Genomic DNA, 21,864 nt, shown 5'->3' with positions numbered 1-21,864 from the left:
TATGTCCACCTACGCTTATCGCCAGGCCGCCGGGATCCGCCAGGCGCTGCTCGACCGTCGTGAACTGGCGCTGATCGACGTCCGCGAAGAGGCCGATTTCGCCACCGATCATCCGCTGTTTGCCGTCAATCTGCCGTTCAGCAAACTGGAGCTGGAGGTCCGCCGGCGGATACCGCGCTTCACCACCCCGATCACCGTCTACGACAATGGCGAAGGGCTGGCGGAGATCGCCGTCGAACGGCTGCGGGCCTGGGGCTATCAGGATGTGGCCCTGCTGGCAGAGGGGCTCGCCGGCTGGCGCCGCAGCGGCGGCGAGCTGTTTCAGGACGTCAACTCCGCCAGCAAAGCCTTTGGTGAACTGGTGGAAAGCGTGCGCCACACGCCGTCGCTCAGCGCCCGGGAGGTTCAGGCGCTCATCGACAGCCGGCAGGAGGTAGTGATCGTCGACGCCCGGCGCTTTGATGAGTACCAGACCATGAGCATCCCCGGCAGCATCAGCGTGCCCGGCGGCGAGCTGGCCCTGCGGGTGGAGAGCCTGACGCCCTCCCCGCAGACGCCGGTTATCGTCAACTGCGCCGGACGCACCCGCAGCATCATCGGCACCCAGTCGCTGATCAACGCCGGCGTGCCAAACCCGGTCCATGCCCTGCGCAATGGCACTATCGGCTGGACGCTGGCCGGCCAGACACTGGCGCACCAGCAGCAGCGGCAATACGATCCCTCCGCCCGCGCCTCCGGCGTCCGGGCCGCTGAGGTGGCGCATCTTGCCGAACGGGCCGGGGTGGCGGTCATCGATGAGGCCACGCTGCAACGCTGGCTGCAGCAGAGCGACCGCACTACCTTCCTGTTTGATGTCCGCAGCCCCGAGGAGTACGCGGCGGGTCACTATCCCGGCAGCCTGAGCGCGCCAGGCGGCCAGCTGGTGCAGGAGACCGATCACTTCGCCAGCGTACGAGGGGCGCGAATTGTGCTGCTGGATGACGATGGCATCCGGGCGGCGATTACCGGCTCGTGGCTGGCGCAGATGGGCTGGGAGACGGCGCGGCTGAGCGCGCTGTCGGCCAGCCAGTTGAGCGAACGCGGGGTGCCGGCCGCCGAGGTGCCGCCCGGCCCGCAGGCGAAGGAGATAAGCCCGGCGCAGCTGGCGCACCAGCTCGACGAACCCGGTACGGTGGTGCTCGATTTTACCACCAGCGCCAACTTTGTCGCTCGCCATATCCCCGGCGCGTGGTGGCTAACGCGCTCGCAGCTGCGCCAGGCCCTGGATGTGATCCCTCCCGCCCAACGTTACGTGGTGACCTGCGGCAGCAGTCTGCTGGCCCGCTACGCGGTGCCGGAGGTGGCGGCCTTGACCGGTAAACCGGTGCAATTGCTTACCGGTGGGACGCTGGCGTGGATCGCCGCCGGTCTGCCGCTGGCGCATGGCGACAGCGGCCTCGCCGTCGAGCGCCGGGACCGCTATCGTCGTCCGTACGAAGGAACCGATAATTCCGCCGAGGCCATGCAGGCCTATCTGGAATGGGAGTACGGCCTGGTGGATCAGCTGGCCCGCGACGGCACCCACGGTTTTCGGGTGCTCTAACGCGAGCGCCCCTCAGGCCTCGCGCATGATCCACGAATACTGAAAGCTCTTCGGCGCCGGGAAATGGGTCCGGCGCCGGTAGGAGCCCAGCGACTGCGGGGTGCAGTAGGTGCAGCTCCCCAGCCATTCAACGCTCGCCGGCGCCACTCCCGACTCTGCGAAGATCGCGTCGGCAAAGGCGCGCAGATCAAACCACAGATTATCGCTGCCGCGTGCAGCGGCTTTGAGCGGATCGCTGACCGGGCCCGAACGGGAATGAAACAGCCGCTGGCGATGGCGCGCCACCCGATCACCGCCGGGCTGATCCAGCAGTTGCTGATAAAATCCGGCGGAGACTTCGTAACAGCAAGGGTGAATATGCGGCCCGACGGCGATGACCAGATCGGCCAATGCCACCCCCTGCTGGCGAAAACAGGCCAGACTGTTGTCGACAATGCCGCTGACCAGCCCCTGCCAGCCGGCATGCACGCTGCAGACGAAGCGACCGTCGCGGGAGGCGATCAGCATTGGCAGGCAGTCGGCGGTCACTACCCCCACCTTTTGCCCCGCCACGGCGGTAAACACCGCGTCGGCGTGCGGACGCGTCGGCAGCGGCTGCTGATAGTGATGAACCTCATTGCCGTGCACCAGCTTCACCGGCGCCAGCTCGGCATAGGGAAAGGCGGCGGTTTCGTGGACATCGAGAAAGGCGTGGCGGATGCCAGGGATAGCATTGAGCAAACGGGAGGTGTAAGCCATAGGGACGATAAGCGTCAGGGAATGATGTCTTACCTTAGGCCAGGTGACGCGGACAGGCAAGGCGGCGACCCGGCATTTTTTTGCCAGACCGCCGGATGCGTCTCAGACAATCACGGCGCGCTGCTGGCGATGCATCAGCCAGAACACCGCCACCCCAGCCAGCACAATGCCCGGCGCCGAGGCCGCCATCACCCCGACGGTGCCGGTGCCGAGGGCCAGCATCTTGCCAGCCAGCAGCGGGCCGCTCATCGCCCCAAGACGGCCCACCGCCACGGCGGTGCCCACCCCGGTGGCGCGGATGGCCGCGGGGTAAAAAAGCGGCGCCAGAGCGTACAGCACACTTTGTCCGCCTGTGGCAAACAGCCCGGCGACAAACCCCGCCAGCAACATTCCACTCAGCGACGACGCGCTGCCCAGCGCCAGCAGGGAAGCCAGAATCCCGCTGTAGATCAGGAGCGACATCCGCAGCGGGGTGAGTTTATCCATTAGCGCCCCCAGCAGCAGCGTGCCGCAGGCGGCGCCGATCTGCAGAGAGAACATCACCCCCGCCGCCTGGCTGGCGCGGAATCCCTGGCCCACCAGCAGCATCGGCAGCCAGTTGATCAGCATATAGACCACCAGCAGGGTGAAGAAATAGCCCAGCCACAGCAGCAGCGTGGCGGCGGCCTGGCCTGGGGCAAACAGGCTGCGCAGCGGCGCGCTGGCCTCCGCGCGCTGAAACGCCTGCGACTCCGGCAGCCAGCGCATCAGCAGCGGGATCAGCAGCAGCGGGACCACGCCGCCAATCCAGAAAATGGTCTGCCAGGCCGCGGCGAGACCGGAAAAGCCCAGCGCTGCCGCCAGCGCGGCGCCGATGGGCACGCCGCAGTACATCAGGCTCACCGCCCGGCCGCGAAAGCGGGGGCCAGCGGCTTCCGAGGTTAAGGCAATCAGGTTCGGCAAGGCTGCGCCGAGCCCGACGCCGGTGAGCAGGCGCGCCAGCAGCAGCGTCGGGAAGCTCCATGCCAGCGCGGTGGCCAGCGAGAACAGGCCAAACAGCAGCACCGACCCCAGCAGAATGCGCTTACGTCCGTGGCGGTCCGCCAGCATGCCGCCCACCAGCGCGCCGGGCAGCAGGCCGAGGATCCCGGCGCTGAAGATCCAGCCCATCTGCATTTTATCCAGCGCAAAGGCCTGCGCCATGCCGACGGCGGCGATCCCCGCCGCCTGCAGATCCAGCCCTTCCATCAGGGCCACCATAAAACAGAACCCGATGGTGGCCACCAGGCGTGAGGGGGTTGCAGTCGTTATCTTGGTCATAGGGTACCTTGGCGATAGCCGGATAAGCGGAGCAGGTGACTGGCGGCTGATGCGTTGTCAGCCGCGCGTTTGTCGTTATTTATTGCGGTTAAGCAGATCCAGCGCGACGTCGACGATCATATCCTCCTGGCCGCCGACCATCCGCCGCTTGCCCAGCTCGACGAGAATATCCACCGCGCTGAGGCCATAGCGCGCAGCCGCCGCTTCGCTGTGGCGCAGGAAGCTGGAGTAGACTCCGGCATAGCCCAGCGCCAGCGTTTCGCGGTCGACGCGCACCGGGCGGTCCTGCAGCGGCCGCACCAGCTCATCGGCCGCGTTCATCAGGGCGTAGAGATCGGTGCCATGCTGCCAGCCGAGCTTGTCGGCGGCGGCAATAAATACCTCCAGCGGCGCATTGCCCGCCCCCGCCCCCATCCCGGCCAGGCTGGCGTCTATGCGATCGCACCCCTCTTCCACCGCGACGATCGAGTTCGCCACGCCGAGGCTCAGGTTATGGTGAGCATGCATCCCGGTGGCGGTCTCCGGCTTCAGTACCGCCTTCAGGGCACGGAAGCGGTCGCGAATGTCGTTCATGTTCATCGCCCCGCCGGAATCCACCACATAGATACAGGTCGCGCCATAAGATTCCATCTTCAGCGCCTGCTGCGCCAGTTGCTGCGGGGAGATCATATGGCTCATCATCAGAAAACCGACGGTGTCCATCCCCAGCTCGCGGGCAAAGGCAATATGCTGCGCGGCGACGTCCGCTTCGCTGCAGTGGGTGGCGACCCGCACCACCCTCGCCCCGGCCTGATACGCTGCTTTCAGATCGTGCAGCGTGCCGATGCCCGGCAGCAGTAAGGTGGCGATTTTCGCCTGGCTCACGACATCCGCTGCCGCTTCAATCCACGCGATGTCGCTGTGAGCGCCAAAGCCGTAGTTGAAGCTGGATCCCTGCAGGCCATCGCCATGGGCCACTTCGATGGAGTCGACCCCAGCCTTATCCAGCGCGCCGGCGATCTGCTGCACCTGCGCCAGGGAATACTGGTGACGAATGGCGTGCATGCCATCGCGCAGCGTCACGTCCGAGATATATAGTTTTTTACCGTTCATGCTGTCGCTCCCGCCGCGCTGTGCATTGCCCCGGCCATTTGCTCCGCCGTCGCCAGCGCCGCCGAGGTCATAATATCGAGGTTGCCCGCGTACGCTGGCAGATAGTGCGCCGCCCCTTCCACTTCGAGGTAAACCGCGGTTTTCAGGCCGGAAAAACAGCCGACGCCGGGCAGGTTGACCGGCTTATCCTCGGGGATAACCTCAAACTGCACCTGCTGCTTCAGCCGGTAGCCCGGGACGTAAGCCTGCACCGCCGCCGCCATCTCGGCGATCGAGGCGGCAATCGCCTCCTGCGACGCCAGCTCGCTCAGCACATACACGGTATCGCGCATCATCAGCGGCGGCTCCGCCGGGTTCAGCACGATAATCGCTTTGCCCTTGCCCGCGCCGCCGACTTTTTCAATCGCCTGCGAGGTGGTTTCGGTAAATTCGTCGATATTGGCCCGTGTGCCCGGCCCGGCGGATTGGCTGGCGATCGAGGCCACGATCTCCGCGTAATGCACCTTCGCCACTCGCGAGACCGCGGCGACCATCGGGATGGTCGCCTGCCCGCCGCAGGTCACCATATTGACGTTGCCCTGGTGGAGATTAGCCGCGAGGTTGACCACCGGCACGCAGTACGGGCCAATCGCCGCCGGCGTCAGGTCGATGACGCGGATCCCCGGCTTCGCTTCGCGCAGTGCGGCATCGTTTTTGATGTGCGCCCCGGCGCTGGTGGCGTCAAAAACAAAATCGATGTCGGCAAACTCCGCCATCTGCATCAGACCGCCCACCCCTTCATGGGTGGTCGCGACGCCCATGCGCCGGGCGCGGGCCAGGCCATCCGACTGCGGGTCGATGCCGACCATCACCGCCATCTCCAGATGCTGGCCGTGGCGCAGGATTTTAATCATTAAATCGGTACCGATATTCCCGGAGCCGATAATGGCAACTTTACGTTTACGCATCACGTTGTCCTTCTCCGGCGGCGACGAAGCGTGCCGCGACTGAGCCAATACCTTCGATATGGGCGACAAAGCTGTCCCCCTCGTTAATCGTCACCATCGGGCCTAACGCCCCGGTCAGCACGATATCCCCCGCCCGCAGCGGTTCGCCGAGGCTGGCCAGCTTGCGCGCCAGCCAGACTGCGGCGTTCAGCGGATGCCCCAGGCACTCGCTGCCCCGGCCGCTGGAGACCAGCTCCTGGTTGCGGGTCATGTGCATGGCGCACTGCTTCAGATCCAGTCCCGCCGGGCGCTGCGCCGGGCCGCCAATGACGTACAGGCCACAGGAGGCGTTATCGGCGACGGTGTCGACAAAGCCGATTGACCAGTCGCGAATGCGGCTGCCCACCACCTCCAGCGCCGGCAGCACCCATTCGATGGCGTTATACAGCTCATCAAAGGTGGTATCGGCATGCGGCAGATCCTGCTTCAGCACCAGGGCGATCTCGGCCTCCACTTTGGGCCGCAGCACGCGGCCAAACGGCACCTCGGCGTTATCGCCGTAGCACATGTCGGCAAACAGGGTGCCGAAGTCGGGCTGGTTGACCCCCAGCTGCTGCTGCACTTTGGGATGGGTCAGGCCCACCTTGCGCCCCACCACCCGCCGGCCATGGGCCACGTGGTGCTGGACGTTCAGACGCTGGATGGCATAGGCGGCGTCGGCATTGTCGACGCCGAGGATATCGCGCAGCGGGGCGATCGCCTGGCCGCTCTGTTCCGCGTCGCGCAGCTGCCGGGCCAGCGCGTCAAGAGAAAAAGTCATCATTAACTCCTTAAGCCCGTGCGAGGAAATTGAGCACCAGCTGATTAAAATTGTCGGCATGTTCCCACTGCGCCCAGTGGCCGCAGTCGCGGTAAATATGCAGTTCCGAACCGGCGATCCCGGCGAGCAGGCGCAACCCGGCGTCCATCGGCACGAAGCGGTCATTGCGTCCCCAGACGATCAGAGTTGGCGCGCTGATTTCGCCCAGCCGCGGGCCAAAGTCAGGAAACTGCTTCGGGTTGGCTTCCAGGCTCTTGACGAAGTTGTCCAGATGGTCGCGGCGTGACAGCATATTGTTGAGACGCGCCTCGAACAGCGCCTCGGTGAGGTCGCGGGTGTCGAAGACGAAGATGCTCATCATCTTTTTGAGGTTTTCAATGGTCGGCTCGCGGTACAGGGCGTTCAGCAGCTTGATGCCCTCGGTCGGCATCGGCGTGAACAGGCTCATGCCGCCGGTGCCCCCGCCCATCAGCACCAGCTTAGCCACCCGCTCCGGCCAGCTCAAGGTGAAGGCCACCGCGCTATGGCCGCCCATCGAGTTGCCCAGCAGATGGACTTTATCGATCCCCAGCTGATCGACCACGCTTTTCAGAATGCGGGCGTTGAGGTCCGAACGCGAGCCGCTGTTGACGATAGCATCGCTTTTGCCCCACCCCGGACAGTCGAGGAGCAGCACGCGATAGCCCGCCTCGACCAGCGGGTCAATATTGCGGCTGAAGTTAGCCCAGCCGGTGGCCCCCGGCCCGGAGCCGTGCAGCATGACCACGGTCTCTTTCCCGTCGCCGCAGTCATTGATATGGATACGCAGCGTGCGGCCCCCCTCGTCGACATTGAGGAATCGGCTGGTGGCGGCTTCAGTTTGCGGTTGATAGCTCATGTTAGTCTCCCGGTTAATCAAATCTCGGTGGTGGCGCTCAGCGAGCCGAATCCGGCGATCCACTCGGGGATCGGCCGGTAATAGCGGCCTTCACTGCGCCAGGGGCCAAAAGCGGATAGCGCGGCAAAAGCGGCCACCCAGGTCTTAATTTCGTGCGTCGATTTCCCGGCCATCGCCGACAGCTCGTCATTGCCGATCGCGTCCAGTTCGCTCAGCCGCCCCTGCTCCAGCAGGCTCATAAAGCGGTTGTCCCAGACCGGGTTTAGGGGATGGAGCGAGTGCGGGTCTTCGGTAAACCGTCGGGCGGCATTGATCACCCGCTGCTGGCGCCGTTCGCGTTCGTCCGGCGGCAGCTGTTTTCCGCCGCCGAGCAGGCGATCGCGCAGATGAGCGTCGGCCTTCGCCAGCTCCGGCACCGGCGGCTGGTGCGAGAGTCCGCCCGAGCCGAGGATCAGCACCCGCTTATTGAGGGTATTGAGAAAGCGGCCCATCGCCTCACCCAGCAGCCGGGTGCGTTGAAAACCCGGCAGCGGCGCGGCGACGCCGTTAATAAACACCGGCAGCACCGGCACGTGGTCCAGGCCACCCAGCAGAAACTCCAGCGGCTGGGCGAAGCCATGGTCCACCTGCATGTTGTACGACACCGCCAGGTCGATACCGCTGTTGAGGATGGCGTGGGCGCAGGCTTCCGCCAGCTCGGCGGGCACCGGCAGGTCGCCGGCGGCGCTGGCGAAGTCGCCAATCGCGGTGACGCCGACCCCGAGGCAGAACGGCGGCATCACGTCATAGAAAAAACCGTTGTAGTGATCGGGGGCGAAGAGCACCACCAGCTCTGGATCGAATTCAGCGATCCGCCGCCGGGCGTCGGCAATCACCCGGTTCACTTCATCGAGGACCGCCTGCTCCGGGTCCACGAATCCCACCAGCGGAGTGTGGGAGAGACAGTGCAAATAGGCATCCATATCAGGCCACCTTCTCTTCAGCGTGGGCGGTATCCCCGGTTGCGAGGGTCATTTTTTCCGCCAGAGCGGTCAGCTGCGCGCCGAGGGTTTGCGGGATGGCGAGAGCGGCGACAAAGCGGTCCGGCCTGACCACGGCGATGGCGGTGTTATGCAGTGCAAACCAGCTTTTGAGGCGGTTTTGCGTATCGCCAACCCGCAGCGTGCCGGGGGCGTTATCCTGCTCGCGATGGATCTGCACCTCGGGCACCACCTGGATAAAGCGCACGCCAATCGCGCGCCAGCGGGCGATCTGCCCGGCGTCGAGCCCCCACTGCGGGTTGCAGCCCCAGCCGATAATGGCGAAATTCGCGCCGATGACGTCGTCGAGCAGTACGCTCTCACCGCTCTCCAGCGTCACCTGCGGTTGAATAAACATTTTGCCCACCGGCGAGGTTTTGCTGGCGCCGTCGGTCAGCAGCGCCCCCTCGCGGTATTGCGGCATTGGCTTAAAGCGCATTTCGAGGAAGTAGCGCTTCACCGGCGGCAGGTAGTTCAGCAGCCAGGAGAGGCCGTCGCGCGCGGCCCCCTGCCAGCGCTTCGGCGGCGCCAGCACATGGCCGGCGGTAACCGACAGGTCAATCATCGCTTTCGCGTGGTCGCGACGCTCCTGCTGGTAGCTGTCGAGCAGCGTCTCTCCCGCTTTGCCATTGACCACCAGCGCCAGCTTCCACGCCAGGTTGAAGGCGTCGCGCATGCCGCTGTTATATCCCTGCCCCTGCCAGACCGGCATGATGTGCGCCGCATCGCCGGCCAGCAGCACGCGGTCGATGCGAAAGCGCTCGGCAAGGCGGGCGTTATGGGTGTAGACCCGCTGGCGGATCAGCTCGACGCGATCCGGGTCCGGCAGCACTTTGCTCAGCAGACGACGCATATTGTGCGGCTCGCTGAGCTGGGCTTCGGTTTCTCCGGGCATCACCATGAATTCAAAGCGGCGCACGCCATGGGGCAGCGCGGCGGAAACGTAGGGTCGCACCGGGTCGCAGCACAGGTATACGTGCGGGGTGGCCAGCGGGTCGTTGGCGATATCGATGACGATCCACTGATTCGGCGCGGTCTTGCCTTCGAAGGGGACGTTCAGCGTACGACGAATAAAGCTGGCGCCGCCGTCGCAGGCCACCAGCCAGTCAGCGCGCACCGTCTCCCGCTCGCCGTCCGGTCCTTTAAGATTTAACGTGACACCGTCACCGTTCTGGCTAAAGGCTTCTACTTCGCGGGAGAAGAGGCAGCGGACCTGCGGGAAACGCTGCAGACCGTGATACATCACCGCATCGACCTGGGGCTGAATGAAGGCGTTGCGCCGCGACCAGCCAAACTCATCGGTCATCGGCTGGATATCGGCAAAGCAGCGCCCCTTCGGGGTCAGAAAGCGCATGGCGTGCCACGGCGTGGTGTGCGGCAGCACGTCATTCACCAGTCCCACCGCCTGCATCGCCCGCAGGGATTCATCGTCAATGCCGATGGCCCGCGGGTAATCGATCAGTGTGTCGAGCTTTTCCACCAGCAGCACGCTGATGCCCATCTGGCCAAGGTAGTTGGCCATCATCAGGCCAACCGGACCGGCGCCGGCGATGGCGACCTGAGCGGTATGCTGCACGGCGGGTTGAATATCGGGTGTAGATGTTGTCATTCTCAGCGACCTCACGACTCGGAAACTGCCCGACTGACAGGCAATTTGTTAATCATGTGTAAACGTATTTTTATAATGGGCTGAGTATAGGGCGGGGGTTTTCGGCTACAATCAAAACATCACCGAATGTGCACCAGGTGCACAGCGCTGTTTATAAAGCATTTTAAGGAAGGATTTATGCATGACGATGGGTCCACAGCGTACAAAACGGTGCGCGGGTTAAGCCGGGGTTTGTTGTTATTAAAATTGTTAAATAAATTTGACGGCGGCGCGACGCCGGGCCTGCTGGCGGAGTTTAGCGGCCTGCATCGCACCACCGTGCGCCGGCTGCTGGAGACGCTGCAGGAGGAGGGTTTTGTCCGCCGCAGCCGCTCCGATGACAGCTTCCGTTTGACCATTAACGTCCGCCAGCTGAGCGATGGATTTCGTGACGAACATTGGATTTCTGCCCTCGCCACGCCGCTGCTCGGCGAGCTGCTACGCGAGGTGCAATGGCCGACAGACATCACCACCCTAGACGTCGACGCCATGGTGGTGCGCGAGACCACCCACCGCTTCAGCCGGTTGTCGTTTCACCGCGCGATGGTCGGACGGCGGCTGCCGCTGCTGCTCACCGCCTCCGGGCTGACGTGGCTGGCCTTTGCCCCCGACGCGGAACGCGACGCCATCGTCAGCATGCTGGCCGCCCGTCCGGAGGCTGAGTATCAGCTGGCCCGCGAACCGGAACGGCTGGCGGCGATCCTCGCCCGCACCCGCCAGAACGGCTACGGTGAAAACTTCCGCGGCTGGCAGCAGGAGGAGAAAATCGCCTCCATCGCCGTGCCGGTCTGCAGCCAGCAGCGGGTTATCGGCTGCCTGAACCTGGTCTATATCGCCAGCGCGATGACCATTGAGCAGGCGGCGCAGAAGCATCTTTCCGCCCTGCAGAGGGTGGCGAGCCAGATAGAGGCCCGCATGGAAGAGGAAGAAGTGTGGTACGAAATGCCTTGTTCGTGATGAGGGTAAACGCGATCAACCATTGCGCCCGGCGACGTTATATAATTTAATACATAGCGAATTTTTCACGCCATTCGGGCCACACCATGTCAAAACACCCCTTACTGCTGGGCCTGACGCTGCTCAGCGCCAGCCTGTTCACCGGCCAGGCCTTTGCCGACCGCACCGTCACCGACCAGCTGGGTCGCCAGGTCACGCTCCCCGACCACATCACCCGCGTCGTGGTTCTGCAACATCAGACGCTCAACCTGCTGGTGCAACTGCATGCCGCCGAGGATATCGTCGGCGTCTTAAGCAGCTGGCAGAAACAGCTCGGGCCGCAGTTCGCCCGCTTTATGCCTGAGATCGGGCAACTGGCGACCCCGGGCGATCTCACCCAGGTCAATATTGAAAGCCTGCTGGCGCTGCGTCCGCAGGTGGTTTTTGTCGCCAACTATGCGCCGCCGGCGATGATCGCGCAGATCCAACAGGCAGGGATCCCGGTGGTGGCCATCTCGCTGCGCCAGGACGCCGCGGGTGAAAAAAATAAAATGAACCCCGCCATGGCAGACGAAGAGCAGGCCTATAACGCCGGGCTGGTGGAGGGGATCCGCCTTATCGGCGAGGTCGTCGAACGCCAGCCCGAGGCCGAGGCGCTGATTCACTACACCTTCGAGGCGCGTAAACAAGCCAATGCGCCGGTGGCCGATATTCCACCGAACCAGCGGGTGCGGGTGTATATGGCCAACCCCGATCTGAATACCTACGGCGCCGGTAAATACACCGGGCTGATGATGGCGCACGCCGGGGCGCTGAACGTGGCGGCCGCCAGCGTAAAAGGCGCCCGTCAGGTGTCGCTTGAGCAGGTGCTGGAGTGGAACCCGCAGGTGATCTTCGTCCAGGACCGTTATCCGCAGGTGGTCAAACAGATAGAGAACGATCCGCAGTGGCAGGCGATCGATGCGGTGAAACACCACCGCGTGTGGCTGATGCCGGAGTACGCCAAAGCCTGGGGTTACCCGATGCCGGAGGCCCTGGCGCTGGGCGAGCTGTGGATGGCGAAAAAACTCTATCCTTCGCGCTATCAGAACATCGATGTGGACAGTAAAGCCAGGGATTACTATCAGCGTTTTTACCGCGTGGCGTGGACGCCAGATGCGCGCTAACCGCCATCCCTGGCGGTTGCAGGGTAGCCTGGCGCTGGCGACGCTGGCGATCGCTGTCGTCTCTCTTTGTTTCGGCCAGTACCCGTTAAGCCTGCGCGCCGTTGGGCACACCCTGGTCCATCTGCCGCCAGGTGAAGGGGTGATCGGGCAGATCGTCTGGTCGGTTCGCCTGCCGCGCGTGGTCATGGCCCTGCTGGCCGGGGGAGCGCTGGGGCTGTGCGGCGCCACCTTGCAGGGCGTGTTCCAGAACCCGCTGGTGGATCCACACATCATCGGGGTGACCTCCGGATCCGCCTTCGGCGGCACGCTGGCGATCCTGTTGGGCGTTGGCAGTCTGCTGATGATGGCCTCGACCTTTTTCTTCGGTCTCGTCGCGCTGGGGCTGATTTACGCCCTCGCCGCCCTGCAGGGACGAGAAAGCACGCTGGGGCTGATTCTGTCCGGGATCATTCTCAGCGGCTTCTTCGCCGCGCTGGTCAGCCTGATGCAGTACCTCGCCGACAGCGAAGAGACGCTACCGAACATTGTCTTCTGGCTGCTCGGCAGCTTCGCGACCGCCAGCTGGCATAAGGTACTGCTTATGTCCCTGCCCATGGCGCTTGCCGCCGGGGTGCTGTGGAAGCTGCGCTGGCGGATCAACCTGCTGGCGCTGGAGGAGCGCGATGCCCGCAGTCTTGGCGTTCCGGTGGCTGCGCTACGTCGCGGCGTACTGGTCTGCTGCGCGGTGCTGGTGGCAGCCCAGGTGGCGGTCAGCGGCAGCATCGCCTGGATGGGTCTGGTGGTCCCGCACCTCGCCCGCCTGCTGGTGGGCGCAGACCATCGTCGCCTGCTGCCCACCGCCTTCTGGCTCGGCGCCGCCCTGATGCTGGTGGTGGACGATCTGGCGCGCACGCTCACCCAGGCGGAGATCCCGATCGGGATCATCACTGCCCTGCTCGGGGCGCCGCTGTTTACCTTTTTACTGGTGCAATCCCGGCGCCGGAGTACGGCCCGATGAACAGCTCATTATCGCTGCAAACGCTACGCTACGGCCACCGCCAGCCGCTTTTCGACCCGCTTACGCTGGCCTGCCGTCCCGGTGAGATCTGGGCGGTGCTGGGCGCCAATGGCCGGGGAAAAAGTACCCTGCTGGATACCCTGACCGGCGTGCTGCCGCCGCTGGGCGGCGAGGTGCAGTGCGAGGGGGGCGTCGCCCTGGTCCCGCAGTCGTTTCGTCCCGCTTTCCGCTGGCGCGTGAGCGATGTGGTGCTGATGGGCCGCGCCCGTCACGTGGATCTCTTTGCCCAGCCGGACGAGGAGGATGCCCGGCGGGTTGAGCAGGCGCTGGCGCAGCTGGGGATTGCCGCCCTGGCCGGGGATGACTTCGGCGCCCTCTCCGGCGGTCAGCAACAGCTGGTGCTGATTGCCCGCGCGCTGGTCAGCGCCAGCCAGAATATCCTGCTGGATGAGCCCTGCTCGGCGCTGGACCTCGGTAACCAGCAGGTGGTATTGCAGCTGATCGTCGACCTCGCTCATCGCCAGACGCGCACCGTCCTGTTCACCACCCATGATCCCAACCACGCCCTACAGGTGGCCAGCCATACGCTGCTGCTTCTGCCGGAGGGCCAGTGGCTGGCGGGCGAGACCGCCGACGTACTGAGCGAAACGCATCTCCGGCAAGCCTACGGCCTGCCGGTACGCCTGATCCACCATCCCGCCTCCGCGTCCCCTCTGCTGGCGCCCGGGTTTACGCTGCGTCGCTGAACGGCATAAAACCCGCCTGCCGGAGACAGGCCTGGCCAACGTCGCCGAGGATAAAGCGATACAGGGCCAGCGCGGCGGGGTCAGCGCTGAGGCGCGCCAGCTGGTAATCACAGCGAATATTCCACGGTGCCGGGATAGTCAGGGTACGCAGATCGTCGCAGGCGGCCAGCGCGGGGCCATAGTGCGCATAGCCGATAAACAGATCCGCCAGATTCTGACGAATAAGCCACGCGCCGGCTATCTCTCCCGGCGGCACGCTCAGTGCGTCTCTGCCGCCGACCAGCGGCTGCGCCCGCCCGGCTATCGCATTGCCCAACCCAGGGTGGCGTGCCTCAATTTGGGCGAACAGCTGCCAGGTATAATCTCCCGACGGATCGCAGCCCGGCGTAGAGGTGGCCAGCCGCAGGCGGGGCGTGCTGAGCAGCGTCAGCCAGTCCAGGCCATCGTTGTCCGGTGAGCGCCGGGCGGTCAGCATCAGCTGGTTGCCGGCAAATCCCTGGCATTCCTGCGCCAGACCCGCCTGCAGCAGCGCCTGCGGGTGCGCCGCGTTAGCGGACGCAAAAACCGCGCATGGCGCCCCGGCTTCGATTCGCTCGCGCAGCAGGCCGGCAGGGCCAAACTGCGCATCGACCGCCAGGCCAGTATGCTGCTGAAAGTGCGCCACCAGCGGCAGGAAAGCGCTTCTCAGGCTTCCCGCCGCCAGCAGCGTGAGAGAGGTGTTTGTCATAGGATGTCGCTATAAACCGGATAATATAGCGCTATATTACCCGGATTGACGGCGCGTCAGTAGCGAATTTCTGCCAGGGCCCGCAGCTGCTCGGGGGTGGCTACCGGCAGGTCGAAAAAGCGCAAATAGGCGGGGATCATTTCAAACAGCATGTCGGTCCCGCGCTGGATAGGGCACTGCCGCGCCTGAGCGGCCCGCAGCAGTGGAGTGTACTCCTGGGTCATCACCACCTCTCCCACCCAGGTGCCCGGCGCCAGACGGTCGACGTCCAGCGGTAGCGGATCGCTGGCCTTCATCCCCAGCGGGGTGGCGTTGACCACCAGCTCGTGTCCGGCAGGATCGGGCTGCATCAGGGTGATATCGAGCTGCGGATAGTGCTGGAGCAGCCGACCGGCGAGGGCGTGCGCCACCTCAGGACGGGTGTCGTACAGCGTCAGGGCGCTGACCCCTGCCGCTGCGAGGGAGGCGGCGATAGCCGACCCCACCCCGCCGCTACCGACCACCAGCGCCCGCGTCCCCTGCGGGTTAAACCCTTTACGACGCAGGCCCAGCACAAATCCCTCGCCATCGAACATGTCTCCGCTCAGGCTGCCGTCGGCCTCGAGACGGATGGCGTTGCAGGCGCCTGCGATGGCCGCCGTCGGGCTCAGGCGCTGCACCAGATCGCAGGTGGCGATTTTATGCGGCATCGTCACCAGCGCGCCGATGATGTTGGTCATCGTAAACAGCGGCGGAATAAACGCGGCGTAGTCCTCCGGCCTGACCCCCATCGGCACCACCTTCACGTCCACCTGCTGGTCAACGAACCATGGGTTATAGATCATCGGCGCCTTAAAACTGGCGGTCGGATAGCCAAGGTGCGCTATCAGCCGCGTATTCCCACTAATCACCATGCCTTGCTCCTTTGCTTACTGCGATAACTCAATACGTTTGACGTCGCCGAGGATAAACAGATAGGCCACCACGCCCAGCAGCGCGGCGCCGCCGATGTAGATCAACGCGTAGAAAAAATTGCCGAACCCGGCAACGATAAAGCCGATCACCAGCGGGGTCAGGATCCCCGCGAGGTTGGCGCAGAAGTTAAACAGACCGCCGGTCAGGCCGCCCAGCCCCTTCGGAGCGATATCGGAGATCAGCGTCCAGCCAAGGCCCACCATCCCCTGGCCGAAAAAGGCAAATGACATCACCAGGATCACCGCCAGATCGCTCTGCAGCCAGTTGGCGGTAATGATGCAGCTGGCCATCAGCAGGCCGGCGACGATCGGCAGTTTACGGCCGAGGTTGGCCGACCCGGTGGCCTTGAGCAGTTTGTCGGAGATCCAGCCGCCAAACATCACCCCGCCGGCGGCGGCGACAAACGGCAGGATGGAGAAGAAGCCGACCTTCAGCCACGGCATATGCCGCTCGGTGGCCAGCCAGGTCGGGAACCAGGTGAGAAAGAACACCAGCACGGTATTGCCGGCAAACTGGCCGATGCTGGCGCCGATGATCTGCCGTTTACTCAGCAGCTGGCGGACCAGCGGCCAGCTGAACGCCACCTGCTGGTCCGTTGGCGCGCTCAGGCCGCCGCCGTTTTCGATATGCTCACGCTCCTGCTGGCTGAGGCGCGGATCTTCATGCGGTTCGCGATAGCAGCGCCACCACACCAGGGCAAACAGAATACCGACCGCGCCGACGCTGACGAACAGCACCCGCCAGCCAAAGCCGTCCATGATCCAGAACAGCAGCGGCGCAAAGCAGGCCAGCCCGAGATACTCCCCCACGGTGTAGACCGCCGTGGCCTTTGCTCGCTCCTGTTGTGGGAACCAGGCGCTGACCACCCGGCTGTTGACCGGAAAGCACGGCGCTTCGCTGATGCCGAGCCCGAAGCGGCACAGCAGCAGCGTCTTCAGCCCCACCGCCATGCCGTGAAACAGGGTAAACAGCGACCACAGGGTCAGCGACAAAAAGTAGGTCACTTTGTTGCCAAAACGGTCAAGAAACAGCCCGCCGGGGATTTGCGCCAGGGCGTAAGTCCAGGCGAAGGCGGAGAAGAGGATACCCATGATTGCCGGGTCGATCCCCAGCTCACCGGTGAGCTTTGGGGCGGCGATCCCCAGCACGGTGCGATCGAGATAGTTAATCATGGTCCCCACGGCCAACAGCGCAAGGATGCCAATGCGCCGCCGGGAGCGACGCGCGGTGACGGCGGGCTGGGCGGCAGCCGTCGGATTTGGGCTATATGAGCTCATAGTCGGTTCCTGTCTCGGGTACAGAGGGTGTTGTTATTGTGTTTAACGCATAATGAACCATTTGATTCAGGCTAACAATACTGCATCGCCGCCAGACGAACGGCTGCGTTCGCCGCGCCATAGAGCGCGTAGCCAGCCCGCCGTTCGGTTAACTCAAAGAAAAAGCGCCCGGCGGTAAAGGGCCGGGTGTAAAGATGCAGGAAATCCCCGCCCTGCGGATCGCGGTCATAGAGAAGCTGCTGGCGCTGAAGCTGCGCGACGTCCAGCTCGCCGCCAAAGCGCGCCAGGAGATCATCATAGTAATTAGCCGGGATCGGCAGCGCATAGCGGGCAATCTCGGTAAGCTGATCGCAGGTGTTCTGCAGGTCGCGACAGGCAAAGGCCGCATGCTGCAGCCCCGCGCCCTGATAGCAGGCGACCGAGCGGGCGATCTGCGTCGCCCGGCTCTGGGAAATATTCAGCGCCAGGCGGATATCGCCCTGCGGACTGCGCACCGCCAGGCTGCGTACTAGTCCATACGGGTCCGGCAGCGTTTGTTCATGTTCAAGGGTAAAACCAAATACAGTGCGGAAGAACATCACCCAGTTGTCGCGGCTGTCGGCTTCCATCCCCAGCGCCAGATGGTCAATGCCGAGATAATCCTCGCGCATCGTCAACCCGTCACGCAGGTGAAAGTCGCGCTCGTAGATCGCCTCCCCGGCGTCAATGAGATAGATAAGGCTGCCGTCGGGGGCGCAAATCGCCGGGATCGGCGTTTCGTTCGGCCCGGCGTCGCCCTGCCAGGTGGCGTACCCCAGCGCGCGGGCGCGGGCGACAATCGGCGCGCTGTGCTCGACGCGTAGCGCCATCGCGCAGAGCGATACCCCGTGGCGTTGATAAAAGTGATCGGCCCAGCTGTGGGGCTGATGGTTGATAACGACCCGCGCGCCACCGTTGCGCCACAGCGTCACCTGCTTGGAACGGTGGCTTCCCTCGTGCTGAAAACCCAGCCCCTGCAGGTGCTGCCCGAGGCGCTGCGCCTCGGCGGCGCTGGCGGCAAACTCGATAAACTCCAGCCGGTGATAGACCGGCAGCGGCGGCGGTGAAAACAGGTCGGCATCGCACGCCGGAAGCCGGCGGCGGGTCTGCTCTTCCAGCCACAGCAGCGAACGGTAGCCGTCTTTGGCCGTCGCGCCGTTCGGCGAGGCGCGAAATCCGTCGTTGAAGATCTCCAGCGACCAGGGGCCGCGGTAGCCACAGCGGGTTACCTGCTCGGCAAACGCCTCCAGCGGCAGCTCGCCCTGTCCGGGGAAGCAGCGAAAGTGGCGGCTCCACTCCAGCAGATCCATTTTCATGTATGGCGCATCAGCAAGTTGTACGAAGGTGATTTTTTCCACCGGCACCGTCGGCAACGCGTCCAGCGTGTCGCCGCGGGCCAGAATGTGAAAACTGTCGAGCACCAGGCCCAGCGCCGGACTGTTGACCTGCTGCACCCGATCCCAGGCCTGCTGCCAGCGGTTCACATGGGTTCCCCAGGCCAGCGCCTCGTAGCCGATAGCGATCCCCTCTTCCTCCGCCAGGGTCGCCAGCGCCCGCAGGTCCGCAACCTGCAATTCGCTGTCCGCCGAGCAGTCCGGCTGCACGTTACTGCACAGCAGCAGCGTGTCGCAGCCCAGCTCATGCATCAGGGCAAATTTGCGTCGGGCGCGGGCCATATTGGCCGCAAACTGCGCCCGGCTGGCGCCTTCGAAGTCGCGAAAGGGTTGAAAAAGCGTGATTTTTAACCCTAAATCAGCGGCCAGCTGGCGGATTTGCGCCGGCGTCCCCGTATAATAGAGCAGATCGTTTTCGAAAATTTCCACTCCCTGGTAGCCCGCCGCCGCAATAGCGTGCAGCTTCTCAGGCAGAGTGCCGGAAATCGAAACGGTGGCGATAGAGCGCAGCATAAGGTCCTCGGGTCAACAGCTGTCGTGAGCCTTGACTATGTATCATTTGGTTCATTTACGCCATACTAGGTTGCTAAATTGTGATCATTATGTGTATTTTTTGTCACCCAAGAAAAAGGAGTTGCCATGACCGTCGTTGCTCATGATGAAGCACAATCGCTGAAGGCGCGGATCTTCAGCGCTGCCATCGCCGTCTTTGCCGAACACGGGCTGTCAGGCGCCCGCATGGAGCAGATCGCCACCGAGGCGCAGACCACTAAACGCATGGTGGTCTACTACTTTAAAAACAAAGAGCAGCTCTATCAGGAGGTGCTGCAGCATGTGTATGCGCGGATCCGCGAAACCGAGCAGCAGCTGGGGCTGGAGAATGTACCGCCGGTGGAGGCGCTGGTACGGCTGGTGCGCTGGAGCGTGCGCTATCACGCCACCCATGCGGACTATATGCGCGTCATTTGCATGGAGAATATGCAGCGCGGCAAGTGGTTAAAAACCTCGGGTGAGCTGAAACCGCTGAATCGTACCGCCCTGTCGATTCTGGAAGATATTTTACTGCGCGGCCAGCAGCAGGGTGTCTTCCAGGCGGGCCTTGACGCGCGCGATGTGCACCGGTTAATCAGCAGCTTCAGCTTCTATCAGGTGTCGAATTTCTATACCTTCAGCAGCCTGTATCTTGACGACCCGCTGCCGGCCATCGACGATGAAGCGATGGTGGCCCACCACTGCGACATTGCCGTCCGGGCGGTGGTCCGCTTCGTGATTTCCTGACCCGAAGGCGTAAGACGTTAGTGCCCGGAAAGGGCGTGGATGACTTTGGTCATCGCCTCCACGGTAAGCGGCGAACGCTGAATTTTGCTGTTCGCCAGCGAGGTGCGTAGCACGCCGGCGATGACAATGTGTTTCGGCTCCTGGCCCAGGTCACGCATTTCCAGTACCACTTTGCCCACCACGCGGCACATTTCCTGGTACAGCTCGTCGTCTTTCGCTTTATTTCCCATTGAGTTCGGCTCGCATTTTATCATTATCAATCAATTCATTATTGATAGATTTTTTCGGCAACGCAAATCATCCCCCGCCGCCGTGGTCAAAGGCATGTTTTATCTGCTCAAGGCGCGGGAAAAAACCGGTTCTGCCGTCCCTTTTCATACCGGCTGATGAAAAAATGTGTTGCGTAGTTTTATGCATATCGTGCTGGTTTTGTTACGCGTTTTGTCCATATTTTGAAACGAGGTTTTTATTTTCTTTTTTGATTTCGGCAGCGTATAATGCGCTTCGATTCTTTCTTGAATGGTTTCAGCGCATTGGACTGCATGATAAAACGCATAACACCTTGCCACATTTCATGGGCTGAACCGCCAGCACACATTCTTCTGCACGCTCCGGGGTTGTCACCTATCCTTAGGGCGTGGCTTAGCAACTTTCGTAATACAGGTTTGGCTCCCCGGCAGTGCGCCCGCGGAGCGCGAATTCCATATCCTTCACAACTTAAAGACTAAAACTGTCATGAAAAAGACCAAAATTGTTTGCACCATCGGTCCGAAAACCGAATCTGAAGAGATGCTGACCAAAATGCTGGAAGCCGGCATGAACGTGATGCGTCTGAACTTCTCCCACGGTGACTATGCGGAACACGGTCAGCGCATCCAGAATCTGCGCAATGTGATGAGCAAAACCGGTAAGAAAGCCGCTATTCTGCTGGACACCAAAGGACCGGAAATTCGTACCATCAAGCTGGAAGGCGGCAATGACGTCTCCCTAAAAGCCGGCCAGACCTTCACCTTCACCACCGATAAATCCGTCATCGGTAATAACGAAATCGTCGCGGTAACCTATGAAGGCTTCACCTCTGACCTTACCGTCGGCAACACCGTTCTGGTGGACGACGGTCTGATCGGCATGGAAGTGACGGCTATCGAAGGCAACAAAGTTATCTGTAAAGTGCTGAACAACGGCGACCTTGGCGAGAACAAAGGCGTGAACCTGCCTGGCGTCTCCATCGCCCTGCCGGCGCTGGCGGAAAAAGACAAACAGGACCTGATCTTCGGTTGCGAACAAGGCGTGGACTTCGTCGCGGCCTCCTTCATCCGTAAACGTTCTGACGTCGTCGAAATCCGTGAGCACCTGAAAGCCCACGGCGGCGAAAACATCCAGATCATCTCCAAAATTGAAAACCAGGAAGGCCTGAACAACTTCGACGAAATCCTCGAAGCGTCTGACGGCATCATGGTAGCTCGTGGCGACATGGGCGTTGAGATCCCGGTTGAAGAAGTTATCTTCGCCCAGAAAATGATCATCGAAAAATGTATCCGCGCGCGTAAAGTGGTTATCACCGCCACCCAGATGCTGGACTCCATGATCAAGAACCCGCGTCCGACCCGCGCTGAAGCCGGCGACGTGGCTAACGCCATTCTCGACGGCACCGATGCGGTTATGCTGTCCGGCGAATCCGCGAAAGGTAAATACCCGCTGGAAGCGGTCACTATCATGGCGACCATCTGCGAACGTACCGACCGCGTAATGACCAGCCGTCTGGACTTCAACAACGACAACCGTAAACTGCGCATCACCGAAGCGGTGTGCCGCGGCGCGGTAGAAACCGCTGAGAAACTGGAAGCGCCGCTGATCGTGGTCGCCACCCAGGGCGGTAAATCCGCACGCGCGGTGCGCAAATACTTCCCGGATGCCACCATTCTGGCCCTGACCACCAACGAAACCACTGCTCGCCAGCTGGTGCTGAGCAAAGGCGTTGTGCCGCAGCTGGTGGAAGAGATTGCCTCTACCGATGACTTCTATCATCTGGGCAAAGATCTGGCGCTGAAAAGCGGCCTCGCGCGTAAAGGCGACGTGGTAGTGATGGTCTCCGGCGCATTAGTGCCGAGTGGTACCACTAATACGGCTTCCGTACACGTGCTGTAATAATTTACAGGTTAATTGGTTTTTTTTAATAAAGCGCCTCTTGGGGCGCTTTTTTTATTCATTGATTAGCTCTTCCTATTAAAAATGCAAATCGGAATTTACTATTTAATAAGAGATTATCTAAGATGAATCCGATGGAAGCGCGCTGTTTTCACTCGGCTTTTTCAGCGATTTTGTTCAATTCGATGCTTCTTTGAGCGAACGATCAAAAATAAGTGCGTT

22 protein-coding genes are annotated in these 21,864 nt (G+C 62.6%); 8 read left to right on the top strand and 14 right to left on the bottom strand.

Annotated features, from left to right (window positions below; translation table 11 throughout):
• The first annotated feature begins 1 nt into the window (after position 1).
• Positions 2-1,582: a rhodanese homology domain-containing protein gene (locus B8P98_RS11840; RefSeq protein ID WP_095033036.1), complete on the top strand. Its 1,581-nt coding sequence runs from the start codon at positions 2-4 to the stop codon at positions 1,580-1,582.
• A 12-nt stretch (positions 1,583-1,594) separates the two neighbouring features.
• Here B8P98_RS11840 and B8P98_RS11835 read toward each other — a convergent pair whose 3' ends face one another.
• The 8 genes from B8P98_RS11835 to B8P98_RS11800 all read right to left on the bottom strand — a co-directional run bounded on the left by B8P98_RS11835 (position 1,595) and on the right by B8P98_RS11800 (position 9,962).
• Entirely contained in the window at positions 1,595-2,320 is a 726-nt protein-coding gene (locus B8P98_RS11835) for a polyphenol oxidase family protein (protein WP_095033035.1), read from the bottom strand.
• 102 nt (positions 2,321-2,422) lie between these two features.
• The gene (mhpT, locus tag B8P98_RS11830) at positions 2,423-3,619 is read right to left on the bottom strand and encodes a 3-(3-hydroxy-phenyl)propionate transporter MhpT (RefSeq protein WP_095033034.1); all 1,197 of its coding nucleotides are present in this window, start codon (positions 3,617-3,619) and stop codon (positions 2,423-2,425) included.
• A 75-nt stretch (positions 3,620-3,694) separates the two neighbouring features.
• Positions 3,695-4,711 carry a 4-hydroxy-2-oxovalerate aldolase gene (gene mhpE, locus B8P98_RS11825; RefSeq protein WP_025712089.1) on the bottom strand — a complete coding sequence of 339 codons (1,017 nt, stop codon included), beginning with the start codon at positions 4,709-4,711 and terminating at the stop codon, positions 3,695-3,697.
• A complete protein-coding gene (mhpF, locus tag B8P98_RS11820; protein ID WP_023297812.1) occupies positions 4,708-5,658 on the bottom strand; it encodes an acetaldehyde dehydrogenase in 951 nt (316 codons plus the stop codon). Before mhpF ends, mhpE begins: the two co-directional genes overlap by 4 nt.
• Positions 5,651-6,457 (bottom strand): 2-keto-4-pentenoate hydratase, encoded by an 807-nt coding sequence (gene mhpD, locus B8P98_RS11815; protein WP_095033033.1) that lies wholly within the window; start codon positions 6,455-6,457, stop codon positions 5,651-5,653. The genes mhpF and mhpD overlap by 8 nt, the downstream gene beginning before the upstream one ends.
• Positions 6,458-6,467: 10 nt before the next feature.
• The gene (gene mhpC, locus B8P98_RS11810; protein WP_095033032.1) at positions 6,468-7,334 is read right to left on the bottom strand and encodes a 2-hydroxy-6-oxonona-2,4-dienedioate hydrolase; all 867 of its coding nucleotides are present in this window, start codon (positions 7,332-7,334) and stop codon (positions 6,468-6,470) included.
• A 17-nt stretch (positions 7,335-7,351) separates the two neighbouring features.
• Entirely contained in the window at positions 7,352-8,296 is a 945-nt protein-coding gene (mhpB, locus tag B8P98_RS11805) for a 2,3-dihydroxyphenylpropionate/2,3-dihydroxicinnamic acid 1,2-dioxygenase (protein WP_095033031.1), read from the bottom strand.
• Position 8,297: 1 nt separating this feature from the next.
• On the bottom strand, positions 8,298-9,962 hold the full coding sequence (locus tag B8P98_RS11800) for a bifunctional 3-(3-hydroxy-phenyl)propionate/3-hydroxycinnamic acid hydroxylase (protein WP_095033030.1): 1,665 nt from the start codon (positions 9,960-9,962) through the stop codon (positions 8,298-8,300).
• Between the two features lie 177 nt (positions 9,963-10,139).
• Between B8P98_RS11800 and B8P98_RS11795 the strand changes: the two genes are divergently transcribed.
• The 4 genes from B8P98_RS11795 to B8P98_RS11780 all read left to right on the top strand — a co-directional run bounded on the left by B8P98_RS11795 (position 10,140) and on the right by B8P98_RS11780 (position 13,846).
• Positions 10,140-10,958, top strand: a complete 819-nt coding sequence (locus B8P98_RS11795) for a DNA-binding transcriptional regulator (protein ID WP_095033029.1) — start codon at positions 10,140-10,142, stop codon at positions 10,956-10,958.
• 86 nt (positions 10,959-11,044) lie between these two features.
• Positions 11,045-12,103, top strand: coding sequence for an ABC transporter substrate-binding protein (locus B8P98_RS11790; protein ID WP_095033028.1), 1,059 nt, complete (start codon positions 11,045-11,047; stop codon positions 12,101-12,103).
• Positions 12,093-13,100 (top strand): FecCD family ABC transporter permease, encoded by a 1,008-nt coding sequence (locus B8P98_RS11785; protein WP_095033027.1) that lies wholly within the window; start codon positions 12,093-12,095, stop codon positions 13,098-13,100. Before B8P98_RS11790 ends, B8P98_RS11785 begins: the two co-directional genes overlap by 11 nt.
• Positions 13,097-13,846, top strand: a complete 750-nt coding sequence (locus tag B8P98_RS11780; RefSeq protein ID WP_080896713.1) for an ABC transporter ATP-binding protein — start codon at positions 13,097-13,099, stop codon at positions 13,844-13,846. The genes B8P98_RS11785 and B8P98_RS11780 overlap by 4 nt, the downstream gene beginning before the upstream one ends.
• Here B8P98_RS11780 and B8P98_RS11775 read toward each other — a convergent pair.
• The 4 genes from B8P98_RS11775 to B8P98_RS11760 form a co-directional block, all read right to left on the bottom strand.
• Complete coding sequence (locus tag B8P98_RS11775; RefSeq protein WP_080896712.1) at positions 13,830-14,573, bottom strand: substrate-binding domain-containing protein; 744 nt, start codon at positions 14,571-14,573, stop codon at positions 13,830-13,832. The genes B8P98_RS11780 and B8P98_RS11775 overlap by 17 nt on opposite strands.
• A 56-nt stretch (positions 14,574-14,629) precedes the next feature.
• Positions 14,630-15,466, bottom strand: coding sequence for a shikimate dehydrogenase family protein (locus B8P98_RS11770; RefSeq protein WP_025712077.1), 837 nt, complete (start codon positions 15,464-15,466; stop codon positions 14,630-14,632).
• Positions 15,467-15,481: 15 nt separating this feature from the next.
• Entirely contained in the window at positions 15,482-16,804 is a 1,323-nt protein-coding gene (locus tag B8P98_RS11765) for an MFS transporter (RefSeq protein WP_025712076.1), read from the bottom strand.
• Between the two features lie 71 nt (positions 16,805-16,875).
• Positions 16,876-18,729, bottom strand: coding sequence for a bifunctional sugar phosphate isomerase/epimerase/4-hydroxyphenylpyruvate dioxygenase family protein (locus B8P98_RS11760; protein ID WP_080896711.1), 1,854 nt, complete (start codon positions 18,727-18,729; stop codon positions 16,876-16,878).
• 126 nt (positions 18,730-18,855) lie between these two features.
• On the opposite strand from B8P98_RS11760, the gene B8P98_RS11755 reads away from it, so the two are divergent.
• A complete protein-coding gene (locus B8P98_RS11755; protein ID WP_025712074.1) occupies positions 18,856-19,494 on the top strand; it encodes a TetR family transcriptional regulator in 639 nt (212 codons plus the stop codon).
• Between the two features lie 17 nt (positions 19,495-19,511).
• On the opposite strand, the gene fumD is transcribed toward B8P98_RS11755, so the two are convergent.
• On the bottom strand, positions 19,512-19,724 hold the full coding sequence (gene fumD / locus B8P98_RS11750; protein ID WP_025712073.1) for a fumarate hydratase FumD: 213 nt from the start codon (positions 19,722-19,724) through the stop codon (positions 19,512-19,514).
• 236 nt (positions 19,725-19,960) lie between these two features.
• Positions 19,961-20,092, bottom strand: coding sequence for a hypothetical protein (locus tag B8P98_RS30875; protein ID WP_042929241.1), 132 nt, complete (start codon positions 20,090-20,092; stop codon positions 19,961-19,963).
• On the opposite strand from B8P98_RS30875, the gene ynhH reads away from it, so the two are divergent.
• A complete protein-coding gene (gene ynhH, locus B8P98_RS32130) occupies positions 20,037-20,222 on the top strand; it encodes a protein YnhH (RefSeq protein ID WP_418268519.1) in 186 nt (61 codons plus the stop codon). The two genes, B8P98_RS30875 and ynhH, sit on opposite strands and share 56 nt — an antisense overlap.
• A 7-nt stretch (positions 20,223-20,229) precedes the next feature.
• Positions 20,230-21,642: a pyruvate kinase PykF gene (pykF, locus tag B8P98_RS11745; RefSeq protein WP_025712072.1), complete on the top strand. Its 1,413-nt coding sequence runs from the start codon at positions 20,230-20,232 to the stop codon at positions 21,640-21,642.
• The last annotated feature ends 222 nt before the right edge of the window (positions 21,643-21,864 follow it).

This window comes from Klebsiella quasivariicola (assembly GCF_002269255.1).
GTDB lineage: Bacteria > Pseudomonadota > Gammaproteobacteria > Enterobacterales > Enterobacteriaceae > Klebsiella > Klebsiella quasivariicola.
The sequence above is the reverse complement of the archived record's forward strand: the minus strand, read 5'-3'. Positions and strand labels throughout refer to the sequence as shown.

What these genes read in the sequence shown, in the direction of transcription:
- B8P98_RS11835 (WP_095033035.1), bottom strand. Translation starts at nt 2,320, where the DNA reads ATGGCTTACACCTCCCGTTTGCTCAATGCTATCCCTGGCATCCGCCAC.
- B8P98_RS30875 (WP_042929241.1), bottom strand. Translation starts at nt 20,092, where the DNA reads ATGTGTGCTGGCGGTTCAGCCCATGAAATGTGGCAAGGTGTTATGCGT.
- B8P98_RS11770 (WP_025712077.1), bottom strand. Translation starts at nt 15,466, where the DNA reads ATGGTGATTAGTGGGAATACGCGGCTGATAGCGCACCTTGGCTATCCG.
- B8P98_RS11780 (WP_080896713.1), top strand. Translation starts at nt 13,097, where the DNA reads ATGAACAGCTCATTATCGCTGCAAACGCTACGCTACGGCCACCGCCAG.
- B8P98_RS11785 (WP_095033027.1), top strand. Translation starts at nt 12,093, where the DNA reads ATGCGCGCTAACCGCCATCCCTGGCGGTTGCAGGGTAGCCTGGCGCTG.
- B8P98_RS11790 (WP_095033028.1), top strand. Translation starts at nt 11,045, where the DNA reads ATGTCAAAACACCCCTTACTGCTGGGCCTGACGCTGCTCAGCGCCAGC.
- B8P98_RS11755 (WP_025712074.1), top strand. Translation starts at nt 18,856, where the DNA reads ATGACCGTCGTTGCTCATGATGAAGCACAATCGCTGAAGGCGCGGATC.
- fumD (WP_025712073.1), bottom strand. Translation starts at nt 19,724, where the DNA reads ATGGGAAATAAAGCGAAAGACGACGAGCTGTACCAGGAAATGTGCCGC.
- ynhH (WP_418268519.1), top strand. Translation starts at nt 20,037, where the DNA reads ATGATAAAACGCATAACACCTTGCCACATTTCATGGGCTGAACCGCCA.
- B8P98_RS11800 (WP_095033030.1), bottom strand. Translation starts at nt 9,962, where the DNA reads ATGACAACATCTACACCCGATATTCAACCCGCCGTGCAGCATACCGCT.
- B8P98_RS11775 (WP_080896712.1), bottom strand. Translation starts at nt 14,573, where the DNA reads ATGACAAACACCTCTCTCACGCTGCTGGCGGCGGGAAGCCTGAGAAGC.
- mhpB (WP_095033031.1), bottom strand. Translation starts at nt 8,296, where the DNA reads ATGGATGCCTATTTGCACTGTCTCTCCCACACTCCGCTGGTGGGATTC.
- B8P98_RS11760 (WP_080896711.1), bottom strand. Translation starts at nt 18,729, where the DNA reads ATGCTGCGCTCTATCGCCACCGTTTCGATTTCCGGCACTCTGCCTGAG.
- mhpC (WP_095033032.1), bottom strand. Translation starts at nt 7,334, where the DNA reads ATGAGCTATCAACCGCAAACTGAAGCCGCCACCAGCCGATTCCTCAAT.
- mhpD (WP_095033033.1), bottom strand. Translation starts at nt 6,457, where the DNA reads ATGACTTTTTCTCTTGACGCGCTGGCCCGGCAGCTGCGCGACGCGGAA.
- B8P98_RS11765 (WP_025712076.1), bottom strand. Translation starts at nt 16,804, where the DNA reads ATGAGCTCATATAGCCCAAATCCGACGGCTGCCGCCCAGCCCGCCGTC.
- B8P98_RS11795 (WP_095033029.1), top strand. Translation starts at nt 10,140, where the DNA reads ATGCATGACGATGGGTCCACAGCGTACAAAACGGTGCGCGGGTTAAGC.
- mhpE (WP_025712089.1), bottom strand. Translation starts at nt 4,711, where the DNA reads ATGAACGGTAAAAAACTATATATCTCGGACGTGACGCTGCGCGATGGC.
- mhpT (WP_095033034.1), bottom strand. Translation starts at nt 3,619, where the DNA reads ATGACCAAGATAACGACTGCAACCCCCTCACGCCTGGTGGCCACCATC.
- B8P98_RS11840 (WP_095033036.1), top strand. Translation starts at nt 2, where the DNA reads ATGTCCACCTACGCTTATCGCCAGGCCGCCGGGATCCGCCAGGCGCTG.
- mhpF (WP_023297812.1), bottom strand. Translation starts at nt 5,658, where the DNA reads ATGCGTAAACGTAAAGTTGCCATTATCGGCTCCGGGAATATCGGTACC.
- pykF (WP_025712072.1), top strand. Translation starts at nt 20,230, where the DNA reads ATGAAAAAGACCAAAATTGTTTGCACCATCGGTCCGAAAACCGAATCT.